The 26,445-nt window shown below is 42.9% G+C and carries 24 protein-coding genes and 1 CRISPR repeat array; of the genes, 8 read left to right on the forward strand and 16 right to left on the reverse strand.

The features are described from left to right. Positions 1-81: 81 nt before the first annotated feature. Positions 82-2,382, forward strand: coding sequence for a DEAD/DEAH box helicase (locus tag NF865_RS09565; RefSeq protein WP_253304485.1), 2,301 nt, complete (start codon positions 82-84; stop codon positions 2,380-2,382). Here NF865_RS09565 and NF865_RS09570 read toward each other — a convergent pair. Next, on the reverse strand, positions 2,367-3,071 hold the full coding sequence (locus NF865_RS09570) for a hypothetical protein (protein ID WP_253304486.1): 705 nt from the start codon (positions 3,069-3,071) through the stop codon (positions 2,367-2,369). The genes NF865_RS09565 and NF865_RS09570 overlap by 16 nt on opposite strands. 252 nt (positions 3,072-3,323) lie before the next feature. On the opposite strand from NF865_RS09570, the gene NF865_RS09575 reads away from it, so the two are divergent. Continuing rightward, a complete protein-coding gene (locus NF865_RS09575; RefSeq protein ID WP_253305660.1) occupies positions 3,324-3,563 on the forward strand; it encodes a hypothetical protein in 240 nt (79 codons plus the stop codon). Here NF865_RS09575 and NF865_RS09580 read toward each other — a convergent pair. From NF865_RS09580 to NF865_RS09590, 3 genes are all read right to left on the reverse strand, one after another. Then, positions 3,560-4,402: a M55 family metallopeptidase gene (locus NF865_RS09580; RefSeq protein WP_253304487.1), complete on the reverse strand. Its 843-nt coding sequence runs from the start codon at positions 4,400-4,402 to the stop codon at positions 3,560-3,562. The two genes, NF865_RS09575 and NF865_RS09580, sit on opposite strands and share 4 nt — an antisense overlap. A 274-nt stretch (positions 4,403-4,676) precedes the next feature. After that, positions 4,677-5,444 carry a phosphoglycerol geranylgeranyltransferase gene (locus NF865_RS09585; protein ID WP_253304488.1) on the reverse strand — a complete coding sequence of 256 codons (768 nt, stop codon included), beginning with the start codon at positions 5,442-5,444 and terminating at the stop codon, positions 4,677-4,679. Next, entirely contained in the window at positions 5,422-5,883 is a 462-nt protein-coding gene (locus NF865_RS09590) for a GIY-YIG nuclease family protein (RefSeq protein ID WP_253304489.1), read from the reverse strand. The genes NF865_RS09585 and NF865_RS09590 overlap by 23 nt, the downstream gene beginning before the upstream one ends. A 102-nt stretch (positions 5,884-5,985) precedes the next feature. Here NF865_RS09590 and NF865_RS09595 point away from each other — a divergent pair, with 102 nt between their 5' ends. Then, complete coding sequence (locus tag NF865_RS09595; protein ID WP_253304490.1) at positions 5,986-6,366, forward strand: DUF2095 family protein; 381 nt, start codon at positions 5,986-5,988, stop codon at positions 6,364-6,366. On the opposite strand, the gene NF865_RS09600 is transcribed toward NF865_RS09595, so the two are convergent. From NF865_RS09600 to NF865_RS09615, 4 genes are all read right to left on the reverse strand, one after another. Beyond that, positions 6,363-7,874, reverse strand: coding sequence for an AMP phosphorylase (locus NF865_RS09600; RefSeq protein WP_253304491.1), 1,512 nt, complete (start codon positions 7,872-7,874; stop codon positions 6,363-6,365). The genes NF865_RS09595 and NF865_RS09600 overlap by 4 nt on opposite strands. A gap of 78 nt (positions 7,875-7,952) precedes the next feature. Beyond that, positions 7,953-8,195 (reverse strand): hypothetical protein, encoded by a 243-nt coding sequence (locus tag NF865_RS09605; protein ID WP_253304492.1) that lies wholly within the window; start codon positions 8,193-8,195, stop codon positions 7,953-7,955. Positions 8,196-8,361: 166 nt separating this feature from the next. After that, positions 8,362-9,159 carry a slipin family protein gene (locus NF865_RS09610; RefSeq protein WP_253304493.1) on the reverse strand — a complete coding sequence of 266 codons (798 nt, stop codon included), beginning with the start codon at positions 9,157-9,159 and terminating at the stop codon, positions 8,362-8,364. 1 nt (position 9,160) lies between these two features. Next, complete coding sequence (locus NF865_RS09615) at positions 9,161-10,516, reverse strand: NfeD family protein (protein ID WP_253304494.1); 1,356 nt, start codon at positions 10,514-10,516, stop codon at positions 9,161-9,163. Between the two features lie 100 nt (positions 10,517-10,616). On the opposite strand from NF865_RS09615, the gene NF865_RS09620 reads away from it, so the two are divergent. Genes NF865_RS09620 through NF865_RS09635 form a run of 4 tightly spaced genes read left to right on the forward strand, consistent with a single transcriptional unit; the run spans position 10,617 to position 12,411 of the window. Then, complete coding sequence (locus tag NF865_RS09620; protein WP_253304495.1) at positions 10,617-10,904, forward strand: hypothetical protein; 288 nt, start codon at positions 10,617-10,619, stop codon at positions 10,902-10,904. Continuing rightward, positions 10,892-11,752 (forward strand): DNA-3-methyladenine glycosylase family protein, encoded by an 861-nt coding sequence (locus NF865_RS09625; RefSeq protein ID WP_253304496.1) that lies wholly within the window; start codon positions 10,892-10,894, stop codon positions 11,750-11,752. Before NF865_RS09620 ends, NF865_RS09625 begins: the two co-directional genes overlap by 13 nt. Further along, complete coding sequence (locus NF865_RS09630) at positions 11,715-12,038, forward strand: hypothetical protein (protein WP_253304497.1); 324 nt, start codon at positions 11,715-11,717, stop codon at positions 12,036-12,038. The genes NF865_RS09625 and NF865_RS09630 overlap by 38 nt, the downstream gene beginning before the upstream one ends. Continuing rightward, positions 12,016-12,411, forward strand: coding sequence for a hypothetical protein (locus tag NF865_RS09635; RefSeq protein WP_253304498.1), 396 nt, complete (start codon positions 12,016-12,018; stop codon positions 12,409-12,411). Before NF865_RS09630 ends, NF865_RS09635 begins: the two co-directional genes overlap by 23 nt. Here NF865_RS09635 and NF865_RS09640 read toward each other — a convergent pair. The 7 genes from NF865_RS09640 to NF865_RS09670 all read right to left on the reverse strand — a co-directional run bounded on the left by NF865_RS09640 (position 12,389) and on the right by NF865_RS09670 (position 20,826). Further along, positions 12,389-15,085: a DEAD/DEAH box helicase gene (locus NF865_RS09640; protein ID WP_253304499.1), complete on the reverse strand. Its 2,697-nt coding sequence runs from the start codon at positions 15,083-15,085 to the stop codon at positions 12,389-12,391. The two genes, NF865_RS09635 and NF865_RS09640, sit on opposite strands and share 23 nt — an antisense overlap. Positions 15,086-15,264: 179 nt before the next feature. Beyond that, complete coding sequence (gene ptsP, locus NF865_RS09645) at positions 15,265-16,875, reverse strand: phosphoenolpyruvate--protein phosphotransferase (RefSeq protein ID WP_253304500.1); 1,611 nt, start codon at positions 16,873-16,875, stop codon at positions 15,265-15,267. After that, positions 16,856-17,122, reverse strand: a complete 267-nt coding sequence (locus NF865_RS09650; RefSeq protein ID WP_253304501.1) for an HPr family phosphocarrier protein — start codon at positions 17,120-17,122, stop codon at positions 16,856-16,858. The genes ptsP and NF865_RS09650 overlap by 20 nt, the downstream gene beginning before the upstream one ends. A gap of 43 nt (positions 17,123-17,165) precedes the next feature. Then, the gene (locus NF865_RS09655; RefSeq protein ID WP_253304502.1) at positions 17,166-18,578 is read right to left on the reverse strand and encodes a PTS fructose transporter subunit IIC; all 1,413 of its coding nucleotides are present in this window, start codon (positions 18,576-18,578) and stop codon (positions 17,166-17,168) included. A 77-nt stretch (positions 18,579-18,655) separates the two neighbouring features. Continuing rightward, positions 18,656-19,117 carry a PTS sugar transporter subunit IIA gene (locus tag NF865_RS09660; RefSeq protein ID WP_253304503.1) on the reverse strand — a complete coding sequence of 154 codons (462 nt, stop codon included), beginning with the start codon at positions 19,115-19,117 and terminating at the stop codon, positions 18,656-18,658. Between the two features lie 3 nt (positions 19,118-19,120). Continuing rightward, positions 19,121-20,059: a 1-phosphofructokinase gene (gene pfkB, locus NF865_RS09665; RefSeq protein WP_253304504.1), complete on the reverse strand. Its 939-nt coding sequence runs from the start codon at positions 20,057-20,059 to the stop codon at positions 19,121-19,123. Continuing rightward, positions 20,056-20,826, reverse strand: coding sequence for a DeoR/GlpR family DNA-binding transcription regulator (locus NF865_RS09670; RefSeq protein ID WP_253304505.1), 771 nt, complete (start codon positions 20,824-20,826; stop codon positions 20,056-20,058). Before NF865_RS09670 ends, pfkB begins: the two co-directional genes overlap by 4 nt. A gap of 444 nt (positions 20,827-21,270) precedes the next feature. Between NF865_RS09670 and NF865_RS09675 the strand changes: the two genes are divergently transcribed. Continuing rightward, the gene (locus NF865_RS09675) at positions 21,271-23,046 is read left to right on the forward strand and encodes a ribosome biogenesis/translation initiation ATPase RLI (RefSeq protein ID WP_253304506.1); all 1,776 of its coding nucleotides are present in this window, start codon (positions 21,271-21,273) and stop codon (positions 23,044-23,046) included. 484 nt (positions 23,047-23,530) lie between these two features. Beyond that, positions 23,531-25,464: direct repeats of the CRISPR family, unit length 30 nt; unit sequence GTTCCAATAAGACTTTAAAAGAATTGAAAG. 2 nt (positions 25,465-25,466) lie between these two features. Here NF865_RS09675 and NF865_RS09680 read toward each other — a convergent pair. Further along, on the reverse strand, positions 25,467-26,438 hold the full coding sequence (locus tag NF865_RS09680; RefSeq protein ID WP_253304507.1) for a beta-ribofuranosylaminobenzene 5'-phosphate synthase family protein: 972 nt from the start codon (positions 26,436-26,438) through the stop codon (positions 25,467-25,469). Positions 26,439-26,445: the final 7 nt, after the last annotated feature.

The raw sequence follows: 26,445 nt of genomic DNA on the forward strand, positions 1-26,445 counted from the left end.
CTGAGCTACAGTTTGACTTTCACCTTTTTAGGTTTTGTGTGGGCGGCGTATTTATAAACCTCCCGGTTAAAATATAAACCAATGTATCTGCGAAGAGACCTTATCCAACCCAGGGTTTATCAAGAGGTAATCTACGCAAAATGTAAAGATAGAAACAGTCTGGTTGTTCTACCAACAGGGTTAGGGAAGACTTTAATAGCTCAGATGATAGCGGACTATAGGCTCTTCAAGTATGGTGGAAAGGTCTTAATGCTTGCGCCGACAAAGCCCCTGGCGCTCCAGCACAGAGAGAGCTTTTTAAGGCTTTTTGATCTTCCAGAAGAGAAGATGAATACCTTAACGGGTGAAATTCCTCCAGAAAAAAGAGCTGAGATCTGGAGAAAGAGCATCATAATAACTGCCACTCCCCAAACAATAGAAAACGACCTTGTTGTTGGGAGAATAAGCCTCGAAAATGTTGTTTTGCTCGTTTTTGACGAGGCTCACAGAGCGGTAGGGAACTACGCCTACGTTTACATAGCAAAGGAATATATGAGGCAGGCAAAGCATCCACTTATTCTGGGACTCACAGCTTCTCCGGGAAGTGACGAGGCAAAGATTCGTGAGATCGTTAAAAATCTCTTTATTGAGCACATTGAGGTTAGAACCGAGAATTCCCCAGACGTCAAGCCTTACGTTCATGGAATAAAGTTTGAGTGGGTTAAAGTAGAACTCCCAGAAATTTACAAGGAAGTCAGGAAGATTCTAAGGGAAATGCTCAAAGACTCGTTGAAGCCTTTAGCTGAAGCAGGCCTTATAGATGGTGCTTCTCCGGACATTCCAAAGAAGGAAATTCTCAAGGCAGGGCAGATAATAAATGCCGAGATGGCAAAGGGCAACTACGATGTTGGGAAGCTTATGTTCTACCAGGCAAAAGCCCTGAAGCTTCACCACGCAATAGAGCTACTCGAAACTCAGGGGTTGTCTGCTTTAAGGGCTTATCTAAAAAAACTCTACGAGGAATCCAAGACTGGAAAAACAAAATCAACAAAAGAGCTTATGCAAGATCAAAGGATGAAAAAAGCAATAGCTCTTCTTGTCCAGGCAAAAGAACTGGGAATCGATCATCCAAAGCTCGATAAAATGAAGGAATTGGTTAAGGAGCAGCTGAGCAAGAAGCCGTCCTCAAAGATAATCGTGTTCACAAACTATAGAGAGACGGCGAAAAAGATCGTAAAGGAACTTCTCCGAGAGCAAATCAAGAGCATGCGTTTTGTAGGACAAGCCAACAAGGAAAACGATAAGGGTTTAAGCCAGAAGAAGCAAAAGCAGATTTTGGATCTCTTCTCGCAAGGAGAATTTAACGTTCTCGTGGCTACAAGCGTTGGTGAAGAGGGATTGGATGTCCCTGAGGTAGATTTGGTTATCTTTTATGAACCGGTTCCATCAGCAATAAGGAGCATTCAGAGAAGGGGAAGAACCGGAAGACATAGACCCGGTAGAGTTGTTATACTAATGGCAAAGGGAACAAGAGATGAGGCTTATTACTGGAGTTCCCGCCATAAGGAGAAGCAGATGATTTCCCTCTTAAAGAAGGTGGAAGATATGGTTAAAAAGGAGAAACAGGCTTCCCTTTTAGGTTTTGTAAAGCCCAAGGAGAAGTATGAAAAATCCGAGGAAGTTAGTGAAAAGAGGGAGGAAGCGGAAAAGGGTGTGTATGAAAAGCTTCCTATAAAGCCAGTTTTTGTAAAGAAACCAAAGGGAATTGTTATTTACGTTGATTCACGTGAACTTAAGAGCCAGGTTCCAAAATTGCTGAAGGAACTCGGTGCTCATTTGGAAGTTAAGACCCTCGATGTGGGAGATTATATACTAAGCGAGGACGTGGCCATAGAAAGGAAATCTGCAAACGATTTTATCCAGTCAATAATAGATGGAAGGCTTTTTGATCAGGCAAAACGTTTAAAGGAAGCCTATGCCCGGCCAGTTATCATTATAGAAGGAGAGCTCTATGGAATCAGGAACGTACACCCCAATGCTATTAGGGGAGCTCTGGCCGCTCTGACTGTGGATTGGGAAATCCCGGTTCTTTTTGCCAAAGATGCAAGCGAAGTCGCCAGCTACATCTACCTCATAGCTAAACGCGAACAAGAGGAAAGAAAGAAGGAAGTGGCTGTAAGGAGTGAGAGAAAAGCTCTTACTCTTGCGGAAAGGCAGAGGCTAATCGTCGAAGGACTTCCCTACGTGTCGGCAACCTTGGCAAAGAGACTCCTTAAGCATTTTGGAAGCGTAGAGAGAGTTTTCACTGCAAAAGAGAGCGAATTAATGCAGGTTGAGGGAATCGGTGAGAAAATCGCCAGAGAAATAAGGAAAGTTATAACGTCCCCTTACGTGGAGGAATAATCCTCCATCAGTCTGTAGCTGTCTCCATCGATAACGATTTCTGCATACGGCGGATTATCAACACCGACGGTCTTGAAAGCAAAGACCACGTAGTTGTCCTTTTTTATGCTGGAGAACCTCACACGGAGCACGCTTTCTGCTAAAATCTTCCCCGTTCCTCCGTAGTACTCAAGCTTCCACTCCTTAGGCACGACAAGCCGTAGCTCCTCAACGCCGTTCGTTCCCTCAAAGTCGTAAAGGCTCACGAAGATAACAGCCCACCTAGGAGTTATTATTCCAGCCCCATCTATTCTTTGGCTCATCTTTTTGGTCGGGCTTTCGAACTCAAACTTTAAGGAGGTTTCGTTGGAGATGGAAAATCTGCCATAAAGGAGGTGATCATTAACAAAAACATATGAAAGTCCTATGAACTTTTTTCTTCCAGGAGCCTTGCGATACATTTCTTTAAATATCTCCAGAGGGTAGTTGGGACTGCGTTGTTCTAGATATGCCTCTTCCACAGCCTTGGCGGTTGCCTCGCCTCCGGTGATCAGATTAGCATTTACCAGATATTCCACCAGGGTCTCGTGGTTAACTACAGGGCAAGTACGAATATCACGGGACTTGCCATGTACTGCATAAAACAGCACTGCCCCGATCACTATTCCCACAAAAATTCCAACTACCAGCTCTCGAGAGATTCTTTTCATCAAAGCCACCGATGTAATTTACGCGTGAAAAACTTAAATATTTTGTTATAGTTGTGCCCCGGAGGAGCGAAGGGGAATCACAGCTCGCCACTCGCTCATCCCCCGCGGTTTCTCCGGGGCATTAGTTATTATGCTCAAAAAATCAAAAACCTTTCTCATAACTGGGAGGAATAAACCCCAGAAAGATACATGCCTCTGGTTCATGAAAAAGGTTATATAGGGCTTCTTTTCTAAAATAAAATGGTGATAGTTATGAAAATTGTCGAACTGGACATAAAATTGCCCTATGAAAAAAGAGGAAAAGTTTTGGCTAAGATTTTAGATAAGGTTAGGGGAAACCTTAAGGACATACACTTCTTGCCCCCCACAAGCAAAGGTATTAGTGAAATAAGAATGGAAGTTGTAGAAGAGAACGTTCAAAAACTCCTTGCAGATATTAAAAAGATAGTGAGAGACGGAAAAGTCAGCTTCAAAGTCATGAGCGAGGCTTAACGCCGGAGTAATGAGGTAACTCCTGCGGCAGCAAACACCAGCAGCTGGAATGCCTTGTATGCTTCGACGATATCTTTTGCTTCAAATTCTACTGTCTTTCCATCTATTCTTCTTGCCCCTGGGAGAAGCTCTCCAGCATCTGCCATGCCGCTGTTGTTATAGGTGAGCCTTACCTTAACGGGATACTCGAGTTTTAACGGCTTTGTTTCACCTTTTTTGTATTTCTCAACAGCCCTAAAGACAGCATTCTCAAGGTCTGCCTTTATTTTCTTCAAACTTGGGCTTATAGCGGAATACCGTGAAAATGCTCTCTTAAACGCTACTCTCTCCGCCCATGGAGCAAAGTTTTTCACGTCATCCTCAAGGAGCTTTTCGTCACCGCCCACGAGGATTACCGGTATGTTGAAATGACCTACAGTGAAGCCGTTTAGGAGGAATTCACTAACCTCAATGCCGTTTATTTCAAGCTTGCCAACGTTTGCACCGCTGTATGTGTGGTCGAAAATCGCATAAGGAGTTCCGGCCTTGGCGTGGTAGCCCAAGAACAGTGCAACATCGCATTTTTCAGCTCCAGCGACCATGGCAACTGGCCTCGGGTATCCCCTGACGAGATAAACATATTCAGGAAGGTTCTCTGGAAGAAGGTTTACCATTGGACCATGGCTGTCAGCTATCACTACCTCCTCAAAACCAGCCCGGTGAAGGGCATCTGCGGCTGTTAAGGTTATTTCCGTGGCTATTTTTCGAGCTTCATTGTAGAGGGCACCCTTTTCTACTAGGTGTTCGATGCTTACTATAAACGGCATCCCTTCCAAATCAACAGATATAAATGCCTTCATGATATCACCACTCAAAGAATTCAATCTTAAGGTTTAATAGCTTTTTTGGACGGGACAAAAAGTAATAAATAAGTAATAAATACCTTAAAACCACCCCTAAACAAGGTGAACTAATGGGTACGCCAATTGAACTTCTAAAACTGGTCGTGGGATTTCTGGTATAGATCGTTGTGATTATGTTAATTCTATTGTTCCTTCAAGGGTTCTGGGAGGGTCTTTCGGAATTAGGAAATGAGCTCTTATAACCTAAAGACAAGAAATGAAAAAAGAGTACTCAAGGACTAACTTCTTTAACTCCTTTTATTATGTTTTCGAGCCTTTTTCTTGCCTCTTCTAATGAACCGGCCTTCTCTATAGCCGTTCCGGTGACTATTATATCCGCACCGGCCGTTGCCACTTCTTTTGCGTCTTCATAGCTCCTTATGCCACCCCCGACAATAAGGGGAACATCGATGACCGCTTTAACTATCTTAATCATTTCATTTGGCACATGTTGCGGAGCACCGCTCCCCGCTTCGAGGTAAACCAGTCTCATCCCCATATACTGCCCAGCCAGAGCGTAAGCCGCTGCAATCTTTGGTTTATGCCTTGGAATGGGCTTGGCATCACTCACCCACCCAACTGTTTCACCGGGCTCAATTATTAGATACGCCATAGGTATTGGTTCAAGTCCATAGCGTTTTACTGTAAAAGCTCCAAGCGCCTGAGCTCCAGTGATAAAAAAGGGATTTCGCGAATTGAGAAGGCTCATAAAGAATATGGCATCTGCGTATTTACTTACTCCTCTATGCGAGCCGGGAAAGAGTATCACCGGTAAGCTGGAGTTCTCTTTTATTGCCTTAACAACATTGTCGAGGACTTCTCCCTCTGCTCCCGTAGAGCCTCCCACCATTATTGCATCCACGCCCACTTCTTCGCTCATTTTAGCGAGCTTCCCGGCAGTGTCAGGAGAAACATCATCCGGATCGAGGAGAACAAAGTGAAGTTTTTCCCTTTCAAGCTTTTCGTGAATATATGCTTCAACTTTTCCTAACTTCAGCATTTTCTTCCCTCCAGTCCATAATCTCTTTAGGACTTTTAATCCTTTTCCAGCCAAGGTTATTTGAGTTTAGGATGTTACATATTGTTCCATCTGGAGGGTGCTTGGAATAGTATAAATTAGTCTTTACGCTAAGATCGCTCGCTCCGAAGCCCTCAACTCCCTGAAAAACAGCTCCTATAGTTCGAGAAAGCATCTCCTCAATTCTCTCCTCGCTAGGTATTAAATAAGCGCTCAAAAGCTGTGCTTTTTGGAGAAGAAAATCAATGTGCCAGTGAAGGCGTTTTTCTTTTTTAAAATGTCTCTCAACTCTTTTTTCAAGAGAATTCATGGCAGAGCCGACATAGATGTAATACCCCTTTTTCAAATAAAACTCTCTGGCTTTTGTTTTTATCTTTGTGTCCCTATCTAAATAGATAACGAGAATATACGAACCCTTCATGGTTGAAAATCGATGAGAGTATATATAAGCTCTTTGCAAAAGTAAGGTAGCAAGGTATATAAAGCATGTCAACAGAGTTGAGGTTGAAAAGAGGTGTCCAATATGGTAGATAAAAAGAAAAAACGCCCAATTGATGAGTTTCCCTGGCAGGAATATGATAAGGAAGAATTTAGAGAGAAGTTTCCTCACTTGGCGAGAGAGCTCGAAGAAGAGCCAGGGCTTGTTATTGAGGGATATCGAGTAGAAGAAGAGGAAGAAGACGAACTGATGGATTTCTCTGGATATAACCCAACAGTTATTGATTTCATAAGAAGATGCGACACGGATGAAGAAGCATTGGAAATTATTAACTGGATGGAAGAGCACGGAGAGATAACTCCCGAAATGGCCAAGGAGTTAAGAATAAAGCTTGTAAAAGAAGGCGTTAGAAGTTTTGGAAGCAAAAAAGAGTGGGGATGGTACGAGAGGCATAGAAAACGCTAGAGATTTCCGATTCTCTGAAGCACCATACCTTCTATTCTTATTGGTTCCAGTCTTCTTGCCTGAATTATTGCTTGATCGAGTCTAGCTTCACTCTCTGCATGTATCGTAAAGAGAGGATCTTCTTCTTTTACCTTTTCTCCGACTTTAACGTGGAGGAAGATTCCAGCACCCTTGTCTTCGGGAGCCCCAGCAGTTCTCGCTATTGTTGTTATTGCCCTGTTATCAATTTTCGTCACGTATCCCGAGGTTTGAGCTACGAAGGTGTAAGTTTTGTCGCCTATGGGAATGTCTTCTGGCTTTATGTTTGGATCTCCGCCCTGCTCGGCTATTATTTCCTTCAACTTTTCATACGCTTTCCCGCTTTCAAGGATTTCTTTTGCCATCTTCTTACCCATTCCCGCCGGTGCAACTCCTCCCATCTCAAGCAGGATTCCCGCAAGCCCTGTGGCTTTCTCTACAAGGCTTCCCGGGCCTTTGCCAGTCATTATCGTTTCCAAGGCTTCCTTAGCTTCAAGAGCAGGGCCAACGGTATGGCCTATGGGTTGCCCACCATAGGTAATTGCAACTTCCACGTACTGGCCAAGTCTCTTCCCTAGCTCTATGAAGTCTTTTGCTAGAGATCTCGCTTCCTCTATGGTCTCTACTTTTACTCCCTCTCCCGTTGGAATATCAATGAGAACGTATTGAGAGCCCATGGCATATTTCTTTGACATTATGCTTGCGAGCATAAGTCCTCTTGGGTCAATGCTTAACGCTCTCTCCGCTTTAATCGTTAGATCATCGGCGGGAGCTAAATTAAGGGCTCCACCCCAGACCAAACAGGCACCGATTTTCTCTACAATCCTCTTTATCTCATCCAAGGAGTGAGTCACTGGGGCAAGAACCTCCATAACATCCGCAGTTCCAGCGGCACTTGTTATTGCCCTTGAGGAAGTCTTGGGAATTGTCAGGCCAGCTGCAGCAACAATGGGGACTACAAGTATGTTTGTCTTGTTTCCGGGGACGCCACCTATGCTGTGGACGTCCATGATTGGCTTTCTATCTATATCGAGCATGTCTCCAGTCTCTGCCATCGCCACTGTGAGCCATGCAATCTCATCCATATCGAGCCCGTTTATCTCAAGGGATGTCACAAAAGAACTTATTTCTATATCTCTAAGCTTTCTGTCCACGATATCCTTCACAATGGCCTCTATTTCAACTTTCTTAAGCTTTTGACCTTTCATCTTTTTCTTTACATACCTCACACTTTCGGGGGTTCCAGCTGGAGCCACGTTTACTATTTCTCCTTCAGAAAATGTATAAGTACTCAGTATATCTTTCGTTACTCCTATCTCTCCCGGCCCAACCATGTTGCTTATAACGACTTCTCCATATATTGTTCTTTTTGCGGTTTCTATTTTAATTAGGTCCTCTGGATGAAGTTTTGCTTTTTTAGCATCTTCTTCGTTGATTACTACCATAAATCTACCAGTCTCCACTTCCAAAATCTTTACCTTTGCTCTCATTCTTCCCCCTCCCAAGGATAGTGGGGATATAACAATATTGCTCAAAAATACTTAAGCTTTATCTTAACAAAGACAACCTTACAACTTCCGTATTCCCTCTTCTAAAGGCTCGTCGAGGGCTTTTTCCCATTCCTCCATATCGAACTCAGCTAACTCCAATTTCAACTCTTTTTTTAGACGGGCAACCCTCTTCTTAAGGGCATTCTTTGCTTTTGTATCATATACGGTATATGTGGCGGTTTTTCTCTCCATTACGTAGAGTACTACCAAGATTATATTCGTAACCAGAAGGCCAACAATCAAAATAGTAAGCAGTTCCATTATTTCTTCCCTCCAAACAGAGCTTTGTAAATTCTTTTTATAAGGTTACCTTAATGCCCTCTCTGATCGGCTCTGGTTTCAGTTGGTGCTTTGTGTTTAAAATGACCTTTCTGTAGAAGCCACTCAAAAAAAGAATTAAAGGATGGTCAAAAACGTAAAGAGAAACCTACTCTTTCTCTTCCTCTAATTTTTTCTTTGCAACCTCAGCTGTATCGGAAAGGCTCCTGAACAGCTTTAACATCTCCATTGGGAGTGTTAGGACTATGACGTTGCTTTTATCGCCTGCTACGTCGCTTATTGTTTGCAAAGTTCTAAGCTGAAGTGCCATTGGGTGTTCGGAGATAATTTCGGCAGCTTCTCTAAGCTTTTCAGCAGCTTGTCTTTCTGCCTCAGCGAGGGTAATCCTAGCCCTTCTTTCTCTCTCTGCCTCTGCCTGTTTTGCCATAGCTCTCTGCATTCCTGCTGGGAGCTCAACGTCTTTGATCTCTACAGCGGTAACCTTTATTCCCCATGGATCGGTTGCCTCGTCAATTATCCTCTGTAGTTCTCTGTTAAGCTTTTCTCTCTCACTAAGGAGTTCATCCAAGTGAGCCTGCCCGATTACGCTTCTCAAAGTTGTTTGGGAAATCTGAGAGGTCGCCATTATGAAGTTCTTAACCTGAGTAACGGCTTTTACCGGCTCAACAACTCTAAAGTAAACAACGGCGTTAACTCTTACTGGAACGTTGTCCTTTGTTATTGTTTCCTGCACTGGAACATCCAAAACCTGAGTTCTCAAATCAACTATCACAGCTTTTTCGAATATTGGGATTATGAAGAACAATCCTGGACCCCTTGCTCCAACAACTCTACCAAGCCTGAAGATTACTGCTCTTTCGTATTCCTTCACTATCTTTATGGCTGAAGCCAAAAACATCAAAATAAAAACCAAAATAATAAGGTACACAATCCACCCAAAGGGCATTCTACTTCACCTCTTTAGTATTTTCTTTTTCATCCTTTTTCTCTTTTTCCCTAACCACAATAAGTTTGAGCCCTTCCATACCTACAACCTTAACCTTCTCCCCAACGTTTATTGTTTCTCCGTCCTTGCTTCTTGCCCTCCAGAGCTCGCCTCTAACTCTTATCATGCCTTCTGGAGCCAATGGCTCTACAACTTCTCCCGAAAGGTCTATCATTTCTTCCTTTCCAGTTTGCGCTTTTCTTCTATGGGCTCTTATTACTGCGGCCATTCCAAATGCGAAGAACAGCGCGAGCAGTGCCCCAATTGTTATTATTATCAACCTAATCTGGGAATAAACTTCCCTTGAAACCAAATAGTCCACTCCCTCACCCCCGCTGAAGAGCATTATACTGCCTAAAACAAATGTTATGAAGCCCGCAACAGTAAAGAGGCCAAAGGTAGGCGTTAGGGCTTCCGCTATGAAGAATACCACTGCTAGAACTATCAACAGCAATCCTGCACTTTTGTAGCCGAAATATCCAAGGCCTATTATGGCCAGAACAATCATTATTGCCCCCACTGTTTCCGGAACGTGCCACCCCGGGCTTAAGAACCCTAAAACCAGGGCCCATATGCCAAGGGTTAAGAGAACGTAGGCAACAGCTGGGTCAGTAATGTACGTTATAATTTTATCCTTCAAGCTCGGTTCTAAGTATTTCACTTCGGCTCCCTTGAGGTCTAGAGTTACGTATTCTCCCTTTACGGGAACCTTAGTTTTCATGCCATCTGCTTTCTCCAAAAGCTCATTCACGTCGTTTGCAATAACCTCAATAACTCCATATTCTAGGGCTTCTTCTGGACCTATAGCCAAATCTTCGGTTATGAACTTTTCTGCTATTGTTTCATTTCTCCCGCTGGCCTTTGCTAAGCTTTTTATGTAAGAGACGTAGAAGTTGACGACCTTTGGGGGAGCCTCTATAATACTCCCATTTTGAGAATATCCGAGAATAGGTCTGCATGCACCAATACTTGTCCCAGGCGCCATGGCTATCAAATGTGAGCTTAAGGCTATATACGTCCCCGCAGAAGCTGCCATAGCTCCCGGTGGGTAAACATAGGTTATAACGGGGACATCTGCAGACTTTATTCTTTCAACTATATTTTGCATCGCATCTGCTCTGCCTCCCGGGGTGTCAAGGAGAATTACAATCGCGTTTGCGTTTGCCCTCTCTGCCTCGCTTATGTACCTATCGAACTGGTCATAGGTGTAAGATGTGATTTCCCCTTTTATTTGAGCAACATAAACTGTTTTTGCTTCAGCTAAAGCAGGGGCTAAGAATATGAGCAGAAACAACGAGATAAGAATAATCTTTTTCATAACCACCACCTTGTGTAAATATAGTTCTTCAGCTTAATTAAGTTTTCCCAAAAAAAGTAAAAGTTAATAAGAACTGAACTCAAAAATCACATGAGGAGGCATGAAAGAGGAGATAAAGAAGTTCAAACTATCCAGAGGGAATGAAAAAATCAAAATTGCATGGAGCATAATTAGGAAGGCAGCTAAATACGCTCATGTAGAACCTTACTGGGACTTCTTAAAAGAAAACTTTGGAATAAAAGAGAAGGACATTAAAGAAATCATGCGCTTTTTGGAAGAAAATGGAGAACTTGAAATTCACCGTTCTGTGGACGGGAAGAGGCTCTATGTCTCAACACTAAAAGATATAAAGGAAAACCCTGTTAGGCTAGACAGATGGTTAAGGTGATCGACCTCAGGAAAGTAACCCAGGAGATGATAAAAAACGGCACTTGGAAATTCGAAAATGGGATATTTAAACAAGCGTTAGAGAAGGGTATAATGAGTTTTGACGGAGAAAACTTCTATTTTCCAGATTACTTCTCGAAAAAAGAGCGAAAAGATGCAAAAAAGAAGCTTGAGTTTATTCTCGGTCTGGATATTGACCTTGAGAAGTTTTATTCAGAAATAGAGGATTCAAAGTTCTCGTTTTTAATTGAGGAGTTCTATGGACTAACCATCCCTAGGGCACCAAACAACTACCAGGCTTTAGTTGAAGTTATAGCCCAGCAGCAGGTAAAATTTGAGTTCGCAATGAAAACGATTAGCAACCTCGTAAAACTCGTAGGAAGAAAAATTGAAGACCTTTATCTGTTTCCAAAACCAGAAGACATTTTAAATTTGGGGGATGAGGATCTTAAGAAGACAAAGCTCGGCTATAGGGGAACTTACATAAAATCCCTCACAGAGGAGTACGTTAAGGGGAATTTGAATCTAGACCTAGAGAAACTCAGTGAAGAGGAAGCCATAAAGTATCTCACCAAGTTTAAAGGGATTGGGAAATGGAGTGCAGAGCTATTCTTGGCCTATGGCCTCGGGAAAAACACGTATCCAGCCGGAGATTTGGGGCTTAGGAGAGGAATAGCAAAGATATTTAATCTGAATCCTAAAGAAGTAAGAGAAAAGAATGTTAGGGAGATACTTGAGCCTTATGGAAAATGGAAGTCTCTGCTCGCTTTTTATATTCTCTGCTACGATAGAAAAACCGAGATGATGAAAAATGCCAGTAGAAATAAGGGTAGAAGGAAGAAGGTTTAAAGAGCTGAAGGCGCTGAATATTCTGGAGTTAATAGAGAACAACCTCTTAAAAGCCGAGAGAACTTTGCAGGCTGAAAGAGAGGAGTTTCTCCTTGAGAAAAAAGCAAAGCTTGAGGAGAAGCTAAAGGAAATCGAGGAAGAGCTGGAAGAGTTAAAAGCCTTCTACGAGAAGGCTCTGAAGGATAAGGAGTTGATGGAGAACATTAGAGAAAAACTGAGAAAGGAGAACGAGGAGCTTAGGAAAGAATTGGAGGCGAAAAAGCGTGAAATTAATAATAAGGCCTGAAAAAGGCTTCGGAAAAATTGAAGTTGAGCTTCCCGATGAACTCGCAGAGAAAATAAAAAAGCTCAGCGAGCGCTATAGGGTCAGTGAGAGAAAGGTTCTTGAGATAATTCTATTTAGAAGCTTTAAAGAGCCAGAAACAGATGTAGAAACCCTTGAGAACGAGGTTAGGGAGCTTGAGAAGAAAGTTGCAAAGCTGGAAAAAGAATGGGCACCGTTGAGGTATAAGGCATACGGAATTAGCGAAGACAATAAAATACTCGCCATCGAGCTCAGCGGCCTTCTGGCGGAAAATTCCCAGTTAAAGCGCTTTTTAAGAAAAAAGATAGAGCGAAATCTGGAGCTGAGAAAGCTCATTCAGTATTATCTCCGGTAAAAATGCTCTCCCATACCTTTATGGCCTGCCACTTGTCAAGAAACTCGTTGAATGTGCCGCACTTTGGCGAATAGACGCACAGTGGACATCCATCTCTGCATTCGCAGCTTTTTAGATGTTCCAGGCTTTTCTCCATGAGCTTTTCGGAGTTTTCGTAGAGGATTTCCGCCAGTCCAAAGCCTCCTTCGTTTCCATCGTAAATGAACACTATGGGTTTGCCCACAAAAGGAGGATTTGGAAAGCTCTCATAGCTGTATCCACCGAGTTCTCTGCTGTCCACATATGTGAAAATTGGGGCTATTTTAATCATGTTGTGTTCAATTGCATGGAGCCCGCTTCCAATTCCGTCTTTGCTGTCTATCATCTTCTTTATGGCAAAAGCAAGCTCTTCATCTTCAATCTTTGAATTCTTTAGCGTCTCCTTGATGTAGTTCCGTAGGTAGTGGCTTGTTGCACCAAGAAGTTCGGGGAAGAGGGCCCTTCTATCCAAACGCTCATATAGGCTAAACGCAATCTCCTCGTGCCCTTTTTCTACTGTGACCTTGAAGAACTCCTTAAACTCCTCGTTTGTAATCTCTCTAATCCTTTCAGGAAACACAAGCCAGATTCCATCCGTTTCAAATTCCCATGTTAAAGGTTCGTCAAACTCAACTTTTGCAAATTTCTCCCAGTTGAGAATGCTCCACTCTTCTTCCTCTTCGTCGTTGCTAGTCATCTTCCCAAACTCCAGCATTGGGGAGTAAATGTCTCCCTTCAAAATGCCTTCTTCCTTAAGCTTCAAAAGCTCCTGAAGGTACAAAGGAACGTCTTTTCCCTTGACTGCGAATCCCCAGTAGTGATGTTTAACCCTCAGCCGACCGATGTAAATTTCGACACCTTTATGCTCTTTTTTCTTGTAAATGTCGAGGATCTCCACTTTTTCCCTCTTTGAGGGGAACGTATCTACTTCCCAGAACCTGTTGAGCGGAGACGCGAAGATAAAGTGGAACTTTCCAAGGCTCAGCTTATCCCTTGCGATATACAAGTTTCCCCTCGAGAAATACGCCATTCCCGGTAAAAGCGACCTGTAGTATTCGGGCTTGTCTACTTCCTCTATTATGTATCCTTTAAGCTTGAGCCAGTTTACAAATCGGATTAAGTCCCTTATACTGGACTTTTCCAAAAGTTTGTACCCTATCCACGGCTCTTCAAGAACGAGGAAGTAGCTCTCATCACTTGCCGTTCTTATAGAGGAATAATTGGACGCCGGCTTCAAGATACGAACTTCTCTTTTGCCGGTAATTGGGTTGTCATAAAGCTTTGCTTTTTTCTCTTCTATCAGCTCTAGGACAAGCTCTTTTTCAAAATCATTCAGCTCATCCCAATCGAGGATTTTGAGCTCACTTAAAAGATAGTGGAGGTGTTTTTTCACAACAAGCCTGTTTTTGAGGTTTATAGGCATGTATTCGATTACTCCCTTTTCAAGTTTCTCCACCAGCTCGTCCACGTGCTCCTTATAGTAGTAGTCGAGGCCGTTCTTCCTTAGAACAATGGCATTTATAGCTTCCCTCTCTTTCTTTCGTCCTGCCCTTCCAAAGCGCTGGATAAGGGAAAACAACCCATCCGGCGGTATTCCATAGTTTACCACAGCATCTAGGTCGCCTATGTCGATGCCAAGTTCTAAGGCGTTTGTTGTAAGCAGCACAAGAAGTCTTCCTTCCTTAAAATCCCTCTCGATTTCCCATCGGATGTTTTTTGGCAGGGTACCTTTGTACGTTGTGGTTTTGTAAACTGCAGGAGATGTTAAAAGGAACCGCATAAGCTTCTCAGTTCCCTTGCGGGAGTCAAAGAAAACGAGGGTTTTAATGCCTTTTTCAGCCAGCTTTTCGACAATAGCCCTTAAAAGCTGCATCTCATTTAGCCTTCTCGGTTCAAAAAGCACGAGATACCTTTTTGGAAAAGGATTTGCAGGCTTTGTAATGGGTTTGAACGGCATCCCAAAAAAGGTTTCTGCAAACTCCTTCGGGTTCCTCAACGTTGCCGAAAGGGCTATTATCTGGGGCTTTCTTCCATACCTCTCCAGCGTCTTGAGAAGCCGTTTAAAAAGATAAGCAGCGTTAGTCCCAAAAACGCCCCTATATACATGAAGCTCATCAACCACGAGGTACTTCACATTTCTCAAAAGCCATTCGTAGTCCTTTCTGTTCCTTAGAATATTGTAGTGAAGCATGTCTGGAGTCGTGAAAACGACCCTCGGCTTCTCTCTAATGAGCTTTCTCCTTTCAGTCCACTCCACATCGCCCGTTAAAATTCTTGCACTAACCATTTTGCCTGTTATTTGGAAGAAACGGAAGTTTTCAACGCTGAACTTTTCATATTGGTTGTTTATCAACGCCCTTGTTGGATAGACAAGAAGATACGTATCTTGGGGATTTGAGAGATAGTTATCAAATATCGCCAGCCTAAAAATTTCGCTCTTGCCGGAGGCAGTTGGAGTTGTCACAACCACATTCTCTCCAGAATACAGAGCTTTCAGGGCATCAACCTGATGTTTGTAAAGCCTAAACCCCATCTCTTCGACTAACTCATTAACTTGGGGGTTCTTAAACTTAAACTCGGCATAAATACCCTCTTTTTGTGGGAATTCCCGGATAGAGACGATTTCGCTTTTGAGTTCTTCGAAGATTGAATGCATACATAAAAAAAGATGCAAATGCTTAAAAATACTTTTCTTTCATACTTATGAAATAGTCAAATATCTTTCTCAGCTTTAGGAATTGTTTTTTTTTTTGCTACGACAAAGATAACCCAAATAGCGCTTCAGGCCATAATTTTGGGATAAGTAGAAAAATTAAAATCGTTAGAAGAGAAGTTTTAACCTTTATATGTTCTCTCTTGGCCAGTTTGAATTTCATAGATTTTTCTTTTTATGAATGGGACTTTGAAAGGCGAAACAGATAGCTTTGTGACACCCAGTTGCGATAACTTTTCTGTGGCACCAAGTTTTCCTGCCAGTTCTCCACAGACGCCAACTGGTAAATTGAACTTCTTGGCCTTTTCTGCTATGGTAGCAATTATCTCAAATATTACTTCATGTTCGTCTTGGTAATATTTTGCTACTGAAGGATTATTCCTATCTGCCGCAAAGATGTACTGCGTTAAGTCATTTGTCCCTATGCTTACAAAGTCAATATAGGGAGCAATCTTTTCGATAAGCCATATTACTGAAGGCACTTCCACCATAATGCCCAGTTTGAAAGACCCTATTTCTTTTCCTTCAGCCAAAAGTTCTTCTTTTGTTTCTTGGATTATCTCTAGTAGTTTCTCGATGTCCTCCGGTAGAGTAACCATTGGAACTAAAACCGAGAGGTTACCATGGGCAGATGCTCTAAGGAGTGCTCTCAGTTGGGTTTTCAAAATTTCTTTGTGCTTTAGGAGTAAACGGATCCCTCTCAACCCCAAAAATGGATTTTCTTCGTTATCTACTGCCAAGTATTCAATTTTTTTGTCCCCTCCAATGTCTAATAACCTAATGACAACCTCCTCAGGATAAAATGTTTCTAAAGCCTTCTTATAAACCAGGTATTGCTCTTCTTCAGAGGGAGGGTTGTCGCGCCCAACGAACAGGAATTCTGTCCTGAAAAGGCCTATTCCATCAGCCCCTTTCTTTTTGGCAACCTCTATTTCTTGGGGCACGCTGATATTTGCCATTATTTTTATGTCGTCAAACTTGAGTTCACCATATTTTTCTATTTCCTCTTTTTCTTTCGTGTACTTTTCTATTATCCGTTCATATTCGTGAATATTTGTCTCGTTCGGGTTTATAATGATCTTGCCTTCTACTGCATCAACAAAAACCCTTTTTTCCTCATACTCGGAGAGGTTGGGAAGTCTGATTATATACGGGATTTCAAATGCCCGAGCAAGGATAGCAGCGTGAGTCGTATGAGAACCCTGGGTAGAAAGGAGAGCCTTAACACCGAGAATACTTAACTTCATAACATCAGAGGGGAGGAATTCCTCGCTATATACAACACTCCCTCTCAAGTTATCAAGTCTCTCAGAAGATCCGAGAAGAAGGTTTCTAAATAAGTCCTTAATGTCATCAACCCTTTGTTGTATCAGAGGATTACCAGTACTCAACAACAGGGATATTATTTCATCACGAATACGCTCATAATCTTCAATCTTTATTTTTCCATCTACACTCGCATCTTCCAGTTTTTTCCATAGAAACGGATCCTCAAGGAGGAGCTGGTGGACCTGCGAAATTTCCCGAACCTCCCTTGGCAAGGATGGGTCACTTACGATTTTGCCCAACTCGGAAGAGAGAGTTTTTGCGGTAAGTTTGATGTCCTCTAGGTTAACAAACTGTTTATCTACTATTCTTTTTCTCTTTAGCACTTTGAGCGTGCCCAACCCGTAGCCTTCAACCACTATATTGTCCCTTGGAACTTGTATCACGTCAGTCTTTTGCCTCCTCATTTAGAATCGCCTCCACGATTTCTATGGCCTTTTCAGCGTCCTCTCCGCTTACAATGACTTCAACCTCAGCACCGGGGTCTACTCCTAAGCTCAAGATGTTTAAGATGCTCTTTGCATTTGCTTTCATGCCTTTATATACAATATAAACCTCACTAGAGACCTCAGAGAGGGCTTTAACTAGTTCAGTCGCAGGGCGGGCGTGAAGTCCTTCTGGATTTTTGACAACGATCTTTTTTCTAATTTCCATTTTCCTCCCTCCATAGCATTAAAGAATGAAGATAGGGAAAAAGTCAAGAAGATGTTACTTCTCTACGTGTGTACTTCTTCACGGCAATAACTATTAGCGCCGTAACTACTGTTCCAATTGCTATTACGCCTAAGTAAGCGAGTGGGTTGTTAACGACGTTTGGCATGATTATTGCGAATATTCCTCCGTGTGGTGCTCTAAGTTCAATCCCAAGCGCCATCGAGAGTGCTCCAGTAATTGCTGATCCTGCCATTATTGAGGGGATTACCCTAAATGGATCTGCGGCAGCGAATGGGATTGCACCCTCCGTAATGAAGGAGATTCCCAAGATCCAGGCCGCTTTTCCTGCCTCGATCTCATCCTCGGTGAACAGCTCTTTCTTGAGGGTTGTAGCAAGTGCAAGACCGAGTGGTGGGGTCATACCGGCAGCCATAACTGCCGCCATGGGGGTGAATATGTTCTCGGAGAGAAGCCCTACTGCGAACGTGTAAGCGGCTTTGTTGACTGGACCACCCATATCAAAGGCCATCATTGCACCGAGGATAAATCCGAAGGCTGCGGCCTCCATGTCGCTCATACCGTTAAGCCAGTTTCTAAGTGCTGTAGTCACGGAGGCTATGGGGTTACCAATTACGTAGACCATGAGAAGTCCCACTACGAGTACTGACACTACTGGGATCACAAAGATGATGTAGAGACCACTTAGGTATTCGGGAACCTTCACCTTCTTCAGGTAGTCCACAAGGTATCCGGCAAGGTATCCTGCCACAATACCTCCAAGGAATCCTGCACCCATGTCTACTGCCAGGAAGCCGCCTATCATACCTGGGGCGAGTCCTGGCTTGTCTGCAATTGAGTACGCTATGTACCCGGCCAGTACCGGAACAAACAGCTTAAACGCTGCACCGCCACCGATCTTCATGAGTGCCCATGCAAGTGTTCCTTCTTTCTCAAACGCGTGGATGCCAAAGACGAAGGATAGTGCTATCAGCACACCTCCTGCCACGACGAAGGGTATCATAAACGATACTCCCGTTAGGAGATGTCTATACGCCCCGCTTACTGAAGATACCGGAATTATATCCTTACTGGAACTCTTCCGGGCTTCGTCTGATTTTTTAGGCACCTTCTGGGCAGTTTCTTTCTTGTGGGCCCTCTCCTCCTTGGCGAGCTCAATAGCCCTCTGAAGAACGGCCTCAGCATTTTTTATGGCTTCCTGGAGTGGGACTTCCACTATTGGTTTGCCCTTGAAGCGAGAAAGATCCACTTTCGTTGCGGCAGCTACTATCACAGCGTCTGCTTCTTCAATGTCCTTCTTTGAAAGTTGGTTTTCGGCTCCCCTTGCTCCCTGGGTCTCAACTTTAATCTCGACGCCCAGTTTCTTGGCGGCGTTCTCCAAAGCCTCTGCCGCCATATAGGTGTGGGCTATTCCAGTCGGGCAGGCCGTTGTGGCCACAATTTTTATTTTTCGATTTTCCTCTTCCGGCATCTTTCCACCACCTCAACACCTTCGATTGGATAAACAAATTCGCGTTATCCCTCAATGTTCTTGCTCAAAATCTCCACAATCTCGTGGGGGCTTTTTGCCTTCATCAGGGCCTCCCTAAACTCCTCGTGGACAAGCCGTCTGGAGAGCGAGCTCAGTATTTTCAGGTGAAGATCCGGCGCATTCTCTGGAACCCCTATCAAGAACACCAAGTGCACAGGCTTACCGTCTATGGCCTCAAAATCAACGCCTTTGGTCGATTTTCCGATTGCCACAGTGGGGGTTACAACGGCAGAGCTTTTGGCGTGAGGTATCGCAATACCAAATCCCACCCCTGTTGGTGTCACCTGCTCTCTTGCCCATACATCTTCGAAAAACTTCTCCTTGTCTTTCACAACGCCGTGTTCGTAGAGCAACTCAATTAGCTCCATTATAACTTCCTTCTTGTTGCTTCCCTCTAGTTCCATTTTGATTAGCTCTTCTCGGAATAGTTCTTTGACCTCAGTCATTGTTTATCTCACCTCTGTAATCTTAATCCTCGGAAGCAATGTCCGAAAAACTTCCAAGTCAATTGGGCCGGTATCCTCCAACATCAGTGAAGCAGAAGCGGTAGCCGTTGCAATCTTGATTGCATCAGCAATATCAAGCCCTTTTTCGAAACCATAAGCAAAGCCAGCTACCAATGCATCTCCTGCACCTACAGGAGTTTTTACATCTTCAATGTAAAGAGGCTCAGCGTAGTATGCTGCTTCGGGAGTTATTGTAACACTTCCCCGCGCTCCCATTGAAACACAGATAACACTTATTCCATATTCCTCTATCAGCTTTTTAGCGGCGGCGACGATCTCATCGATTTCTTTAAGATCCCTCCCGAGCAGTTGGGAAAATTCTTGAAGATTAGGTTTTATCATAAAAGGAGAGGCTTCAATGCCTTGTTTTAATGCTTCCCCACTTGCATCAAGGATCACTCTCGTATTTTCTCTGATTTCTGTGATAATCTCCTTGTAAGCGGAAGCGGACAATCCTCTGGGCAGAGAACCAGACAAGACCGTGACATCTGCTTGTTTGGAATATTGAGAAATCTTTTGCTTCAAGACTTCAAATAGTTGATGATCGACGTCGGGCCCTCTTTCATTAATCTCAGTAAGTTGTCCAGTACTTGTTTCTATCAGTTTTATGTTCTCACGAACATTCACGTTGGGGATAATCACAAAATCATATTTTATTCCCAAAGATGAAAGATAGTCCTCAAACACATGCTTGCTTTTCTCTCCAATAAACCCCACGACTGCAACTTCTGCCCCAAGTGCCCGAGCGTTTTTGGCGACGTTGATACCTTTTCCTCCAATGTTCCTACTGACATCTACAGCCCTGTTGGTTGCTCCTAGTTTTAGTTCCTCAACAAAAAGAGTCTTGTCAATAGCCGGGTTCATTGCAACAGTAAGTATCACCCACCCACACCTCCTGGTGTTATAACTCGAATCTTCCGTTCCTTGAACGCAGTAATCCACTTAGAATCGGTGCCAGAGTCTGTTATTATCCCGGAAATCTCATTGGGCTCTGCAAATTTTACAAAAGCAGTTCTACCAAACTTCGAATGGTCTGCCACAATGTAAGATGTCGATGCAATTTTAATCATTATCTTTTTAATTTCAGCTTCCAGCAAGTTTGTAGTCGTTATAGCGTCCAGCGTAATGCCATTAGCCCCAATAAAAGCTATGTCTGCGTGTAATCTGGATAAAGTGTTTTCCGCTATTGGCCCCACTAAAGCTAGGGTTCCTTTTTTGAGGCTCCCTCCTGTAACTATCACTTCTATGTTTTTCCGCATTGAGAGCTCTTTGACTATATAAGGAGAGTTCGTGATTACAGTGATATTTTTGTCTTCCATGTTCCGGGCTATTTCCAGGGTAGTCGTTCCAGAATCCAAAACTATAATGTCGCCGTCCTTTATAAGACTGTTAGCCAGTTTTCCAATTTCTTCCTTAGCAGATTTCTCAAGGGGCTCTTTTTCGAAGAACGTGGGTTCATGAGAAAAGTATTCTATTGCCATAGCACCGCCATGAGTGCGAATTATCTGTCTTTTCCTTTCTAAAAAAGCCAAGTCCCTTCTTATCGTCGGTTCTGAAACGTTGAGCATTTTGGCTAGTTCAGAGACAGTCATACTCTTATGTTTTTGCAGGAGCTCCAAGATTTTGGTTCTTCGTTCTTCCGCGAACATAAGTCATCGCCTAATCAATCTCGATCATATTTTTGTGATTGTGATCATTTATGATTATTTGTGATTGATTATATAAGTGTTACGGTACTGGGCAGATACCTTTCGAATAACTCAATTATATCAACCAAGCATTAAATCGAATAATGGACTAAACAAGGGCAAAATATTTCTCTGTTTTTTAATTGCCAGAAGTTTTGGTTAGCAAATTCTTTTACTGCCACGATTTTCTCTCTAATGAGATTTTAGGTGGTAGGGCGCCTAAAACGAAGAATTGTTTGGTTAGTCATTCTCCAAGATTTTCATTTTTATCTGAAGTGTTGCCCAAGTTAGACCGACTTCCACACCCTATAGTTTGAGCCCCCCACTACTTGTCTCAACAGTATCCGAAAGGTCTACACAACTCTTTTAAAATGCTCTTAGATATTGTGCTCGGTGGTGAGGGTTATGAGGATCGCGGTCATCGATTACGATAAGTGCAATCCGGACAAGTGTGGGCACTTCTTGTGTGAGAGGGTTTGTCCAGTGAACAGAATGGGCGGAGAAGCTATAGTTATCGACGAGGACAACTACAAGCCTGTTATCCAAGAGGCGAGCTGTACCGGTTGTGGGATATGTGTGCACAAGTGTCCGTTCAAGGCGATAACGATAGTTAACCTTCCCGAGGAGCTGAAAGAAGGCTGTGTGCACAGATATGGAGTTAACGGCTTCGCCCTTTACAGATTGCCAGTCCTCAAGGAGGGAATGGTTGTTGGTATCTTGGGTCCAAACGGTACTGGTAAGACAACCGCGGTTAAGATACTCTCCGGGGAAATGATTCCCAACCTCTGCGGGTCAAATGACAGCTGGGAGAATGTCATAAGGATGTTCAGGGGGAATGAGCTCCAGAACTACTTTGAGAGGCTTAAAGAAGGCAATGTAAAGAAAGTGGTTAAGCCCCAATACGTTGATTTAATCCCCAAAGTCGTTAAAGGAAAGGTAAGGGATTTGCTCAAAAGAGCTGACGAGAGAGGAATACTGGATAAGCTCGTTGAAGAGCTCGAACTTTCAAATATCTTGGATAGAGAGATTCAGCATTTAAGTGGTGGTGAACTGCAGAGGGTAGCGATAGCAGCGGCTATAGCCAGGGATGCGGATTTCTACTTCTTTGATGAACCATCATCATACCTCGACATAAGGCAAAGGCTCAAAGTTGCCAAAGCCATTAGAAAGCTGGCAGAAGAAGGGAAGTCCGTTGTAGTTGTTGAGCACGACTTGGCAGTTCTGGATTATCTTAGCGACATTATACACATAGTCTATGGTAAGCCCGGTGCTTACGGTATTTTCTCTATGCCAAAAGGGACAAGAGTTGGTATAAATGCCTTCTTGGAAGGTTATCTCCCCGAGGAAAACGTCAGATTCAGGCCGTACCAAATAAGGTTTACAAAGCTTAGTGAGAGGCACAGCCAGGCTGGAGACGTTCTGGTGGAGTATCCAAGGCTTGTAAAGGACTATGGAAGCTTTAGGCTTGAAGCCGAAGGAGGAACACTATACAGGGGAGAAGTTGTAAGCATAGTGGGACCCAACGGTATAGGTAAGACTACTTTTGTGAAAATGCTTGCCGGCGTTGAGGAACCGACAGAAGGAAAAGTCGAGTGGGAGCTTAGGGTAAGCTACAAGCCGCAGTACATAAAAGCCGACTACGAGGGAACGGTCTATGAGCTTTTAAGCAAAATCGATGCGGCAAAACTCATGAGCAACTTCTACAAAACCGAGCTTCTTAACCCCTTGGGCATCCCCGACCTCTATGACAGAGCAGTAAATGACTTAAGTGGTGGTGAACTGCAGAGGGTAGCAATAGCAGCCTGTCTTTTAAGGGATGCCGACTTGTATCTTCTAGACGAGCCTTCAGCTTATCTTGATGTTGAGCAGCGCCTGGCCGTTTCAAGGGCAATAAGACATCTAATGGAAAAGAACGAGAAAACCGCGCTCGTAGTTGAGCACGACGTGCTGATGATTGACTACATAAGCGATCGCATAATGGTCTTCGAGGGTGAGCCAGGAAAGTACGGTAGGGCTTTACCTCCAATGGGGATGAGAGAAGGAATGAACAGGTTCCTGGCAAACGTGGGCATAACCTTCAGAAGAGACCCTGACACAGGAAGGCCAAGAGCAAACAAAGAGGGAAGCGTTAAGGACAGGGAGCAAAAGGAAATAGGGGAATACTATTACGTGAGCGAGTAGCCGAAGATTTTTCGTATCACGTTTAGGTTTTTGTTTTTTGCTTTTAATCGTTTTTGAGGGTTTCTTTTTGAATTTTGAACTTTAAACTCGGTTTGGAAATCTTTAGTAACTAAAAGTTGCTATCTAACAAAGAGTTGCAAAATCTAATGAATTTTGTAACGAAATTTTTTTCGGAGTTTTGAACGGAGCAAATTTAGGGGTTCTTTTGTATGCTCTCCTCATGGAGGTTGGATCTTTTTCTTTTTAATTCGTTTTTAGGGGTTTATTTTTGGTTTAATTTGTTGTTCTTGCTCTGGGAATCTCGTGTATATGGTTGTGCATGAGAAAATTAGCAAAGTTTCACGCGATTTGTTCTGTGAAAATACATTCTTTGGGCTTTGATTAAAGGTATGGGAAGGCTTCTTTAACGACCCTTTGTCGAAAGGCTTATAATATTCAAGCTCTCTAATAGGTTTACAAGAGATTTGGGAGAAAATTCGCCCCTGTTCCAATAAGACTTTAAAAGAATTGAAAGCTCTCGAAAATTATACTCATCAAATACGGAACAAGGAGGTTCCAATAAGACTTTAAAAGAATTGAAAGTCGCTTTAATTTTTTTATAATGCTCTGTCGCTTCCTCGGTTCCAATAAGACTTTAAAAGAATTGAAAGTTCTAATAGTAGTTCTGCATCTTTGCGAGTGTATCCGTAGTTCCAATAAGACTTTAAAAGAATTGAAAGTTTCCGAGCACATATACCATGAGTGCCAAAACAATGATGAGTTCCAATAAGACTTTAAAAGAATTGAAAGACTCCAAAACGGTTTATGGTAACATTTGAAGTGAAATGTTCCAATAAGACTTTAAAAGAATTGAAAGTCAATAAAGCTCAACTGTTCTCCGAAAAACTTCATCTGTTCCAATAAGACTTTAAAAGAATTGAAAGTGGAGGCCTTAAGATAGGGTAAAAACCTTGAATCTTGTTCCAATAAGACTTTAAAAGAATTGAAAGACGTATTGGAGGTTATCACCAGAGCTGGCGTCGGATGCGTTCCAATAAGACTTTAAAAGAATTGAAAGCTAAAATAAGCTTAAAATTCGATTATGAAAACAGATTGTTCCAATAAGACTTTAAAAGAATTGAAAGACCATGTCGAGGATAAATGGAGGCAGATTAACATGAAGGTTCCAATAAGACTTTAAAAGAATTGAAAGTCTGCAACGCCAAGCAGAACAGCTGGATCGAGCGCAACGTTCCAATAAGACTTTAAAAGAATTGAAAGTAATATTCACCTTTAGTCACTTTCACCACCTTTTAATGTTCCAATAAGACTTTAAAAGAATTGAAAGTGTTAATCCCGATAGCTTCTTCCTCATCGATATCATAGTTCCAATAAGACTTTAAAAGAATTGAAAGAAGAGAATATGCTAAGGTTAGGGCGTTCGTTGATAAGTTCCAATAAGACTTTAAAAGAATTGAAAGATCTGGTCGCCGACGGTGAAGGCTGCTCCCAAGACCGTTCCAATAAGACTTTAAAAGAATTGAAAGACCATTTTCACTGTGAAGTTCTGCAGGAACGCATTGGTGTTCCAATAAGACTTTAAAAGAATTGAAAGAATAGGAATAAATGGAAAGTTAAGCTGATAGTTAGCGTAGTTCCAATAAGACTTTAAAAGAATTGAAAGGTGGCAATAAACCAGTTCGTTAGCGTCGACACTACAGGTTCCAATAAGACTTTAAAAGAATTGAAAGCTGTACTGCTTAGGGAGCTCAACATAACCCACCATTTAGTTCCAATAAGACTTTAAAAGAATTGAAAGTCGTGTCTTTGGTACGTGTATCAATAACTTCAAAATGTGTTCCAATAAGACTTTAAAAGAATTGAAAGATGAAGAATATCCCCAAATATGTTACAGATGGCCCTGAGTTCCAATAAGACTTTAAAAGAATTGAAAGCTTTAACCCACACTACTGCACTCTTGTTTACCTCGTCCCACGTTCCAATAAGACTTTAAAAGAATTGAAAGTATTCCTCTGCCCCAAACTCTGGGGTTGGCTCCTGCTCCGTTCCAGTTCCAATAAGACTTTAAAAGAATTGAAAGAAAACTTGAGCTTTTACCAGACGCGGTGAATTTTGTCGGTTCCAATAAGACTTTAAAAGAATTGAAAGAAAGCGGGGGCGCCCCTCCTCAAGAGTGAACCCAAAGGCGTTCCAATAAGACTTTAAAAGAATTGAAAGTGGGAAGGCATGGAAAAACCGTCCAAGAAGCTATTGGTTCCAATAAGACTTTAAAAGAATTGAAAGCAGCCAAACGGGTTATTATGCCCCATAAACGCATTGAGTTCCAATAAGACTTTAAAAGAATTGAAAGGTCAGGGTAGCGGGCACAATCGAGCCGTTCTCAAGCTGGTTCCAATAAGACCTTAGAAAAAATTAAAAACCTACTTCTGGGCAACTTTGTTAATGAGCCTCAGGATATAAGTGTTCTCCTCGACGGTTGTTGCTCCCCTGTTTCTTGGGAGGCCCAACTCAAGGGTAGCTTTAATTCCATGAGCCTTCAGAAAGTCGTGAGCCTTTGTCTCTGTCATTCCATATTCGTTCTTCTTTATCAGCCCATAGACCGTTGGTCCCCAGGAGCTCTGCCCACAGCCATAGGTGTTTTCCTGCAAAAACTCCATGATGAGCTTAACGTCTTCTCTAAACTCTCCACCTTGATACTCCTCAAAATGCTTCCCCACGAGTTTTTGAATTTCGCTTAGATGCCTCCCAAATTCCTCGATGTTTCTTTCCTTTAATGCCGGCAACAACCCTAGAAGAATCCTGTGGGAAATCTTTTCAGCTATACTGTTTTCTCCTTTTACGCTCTGCATTATCGGTTTTTCCTCCTCCTCGTCAAAGCCTCTCTTAGCATGAGGAATTATCAAAAGAAATGCCCAGTCCTCGGGGAAGTCCTCTCTTACGATCAAGGGCGGAATACCATCCTTAACTCCGCCGTCTATTACGAAACCGCCGTATTTAAAGGCATAAATCCCGGCCCCTGAATTTTTTCCTCTGCCGAGAAGAGAAGCGAGTTCTTCAATCTCAATTTTAACTGAACTGAGTCTTGCTATTCCCACACCTACGGCAAGGGCTAGCTGGGTGGTGGATCCCAGCCCGATGTGCCTTGGAATGGCGTTCTCAACTTCAATCAGGTAATTAAACCCTGTTGTAAACTTCTGGTTCATCTTGTTAACAACGTAGCGTATGGTTTTCTCGTCCTCTTCGTTGGCCCGTATTTCAAGCTTATCGTGGGGCATAATCCTTATTCTATACCCCCCATCAAGGGCGACCCCAAGGGATCCAAAACGCCTCCCTAGTGATCCAGAAGGGTCTATTAGGCCTAAGTGTAACCTCTTCGGCGTCTCGATTAGCATTTTCTCA

Origin of the sequence: Thermococcus aggregans (assembly GCF_024022995.1) — an archaeon.
GTDB lineage: Archaea > Methanobacteriota_B > Thermococci > Thermococcales > Thermococcaceae > Thermococcus_A > Thermococcus_A aggregans.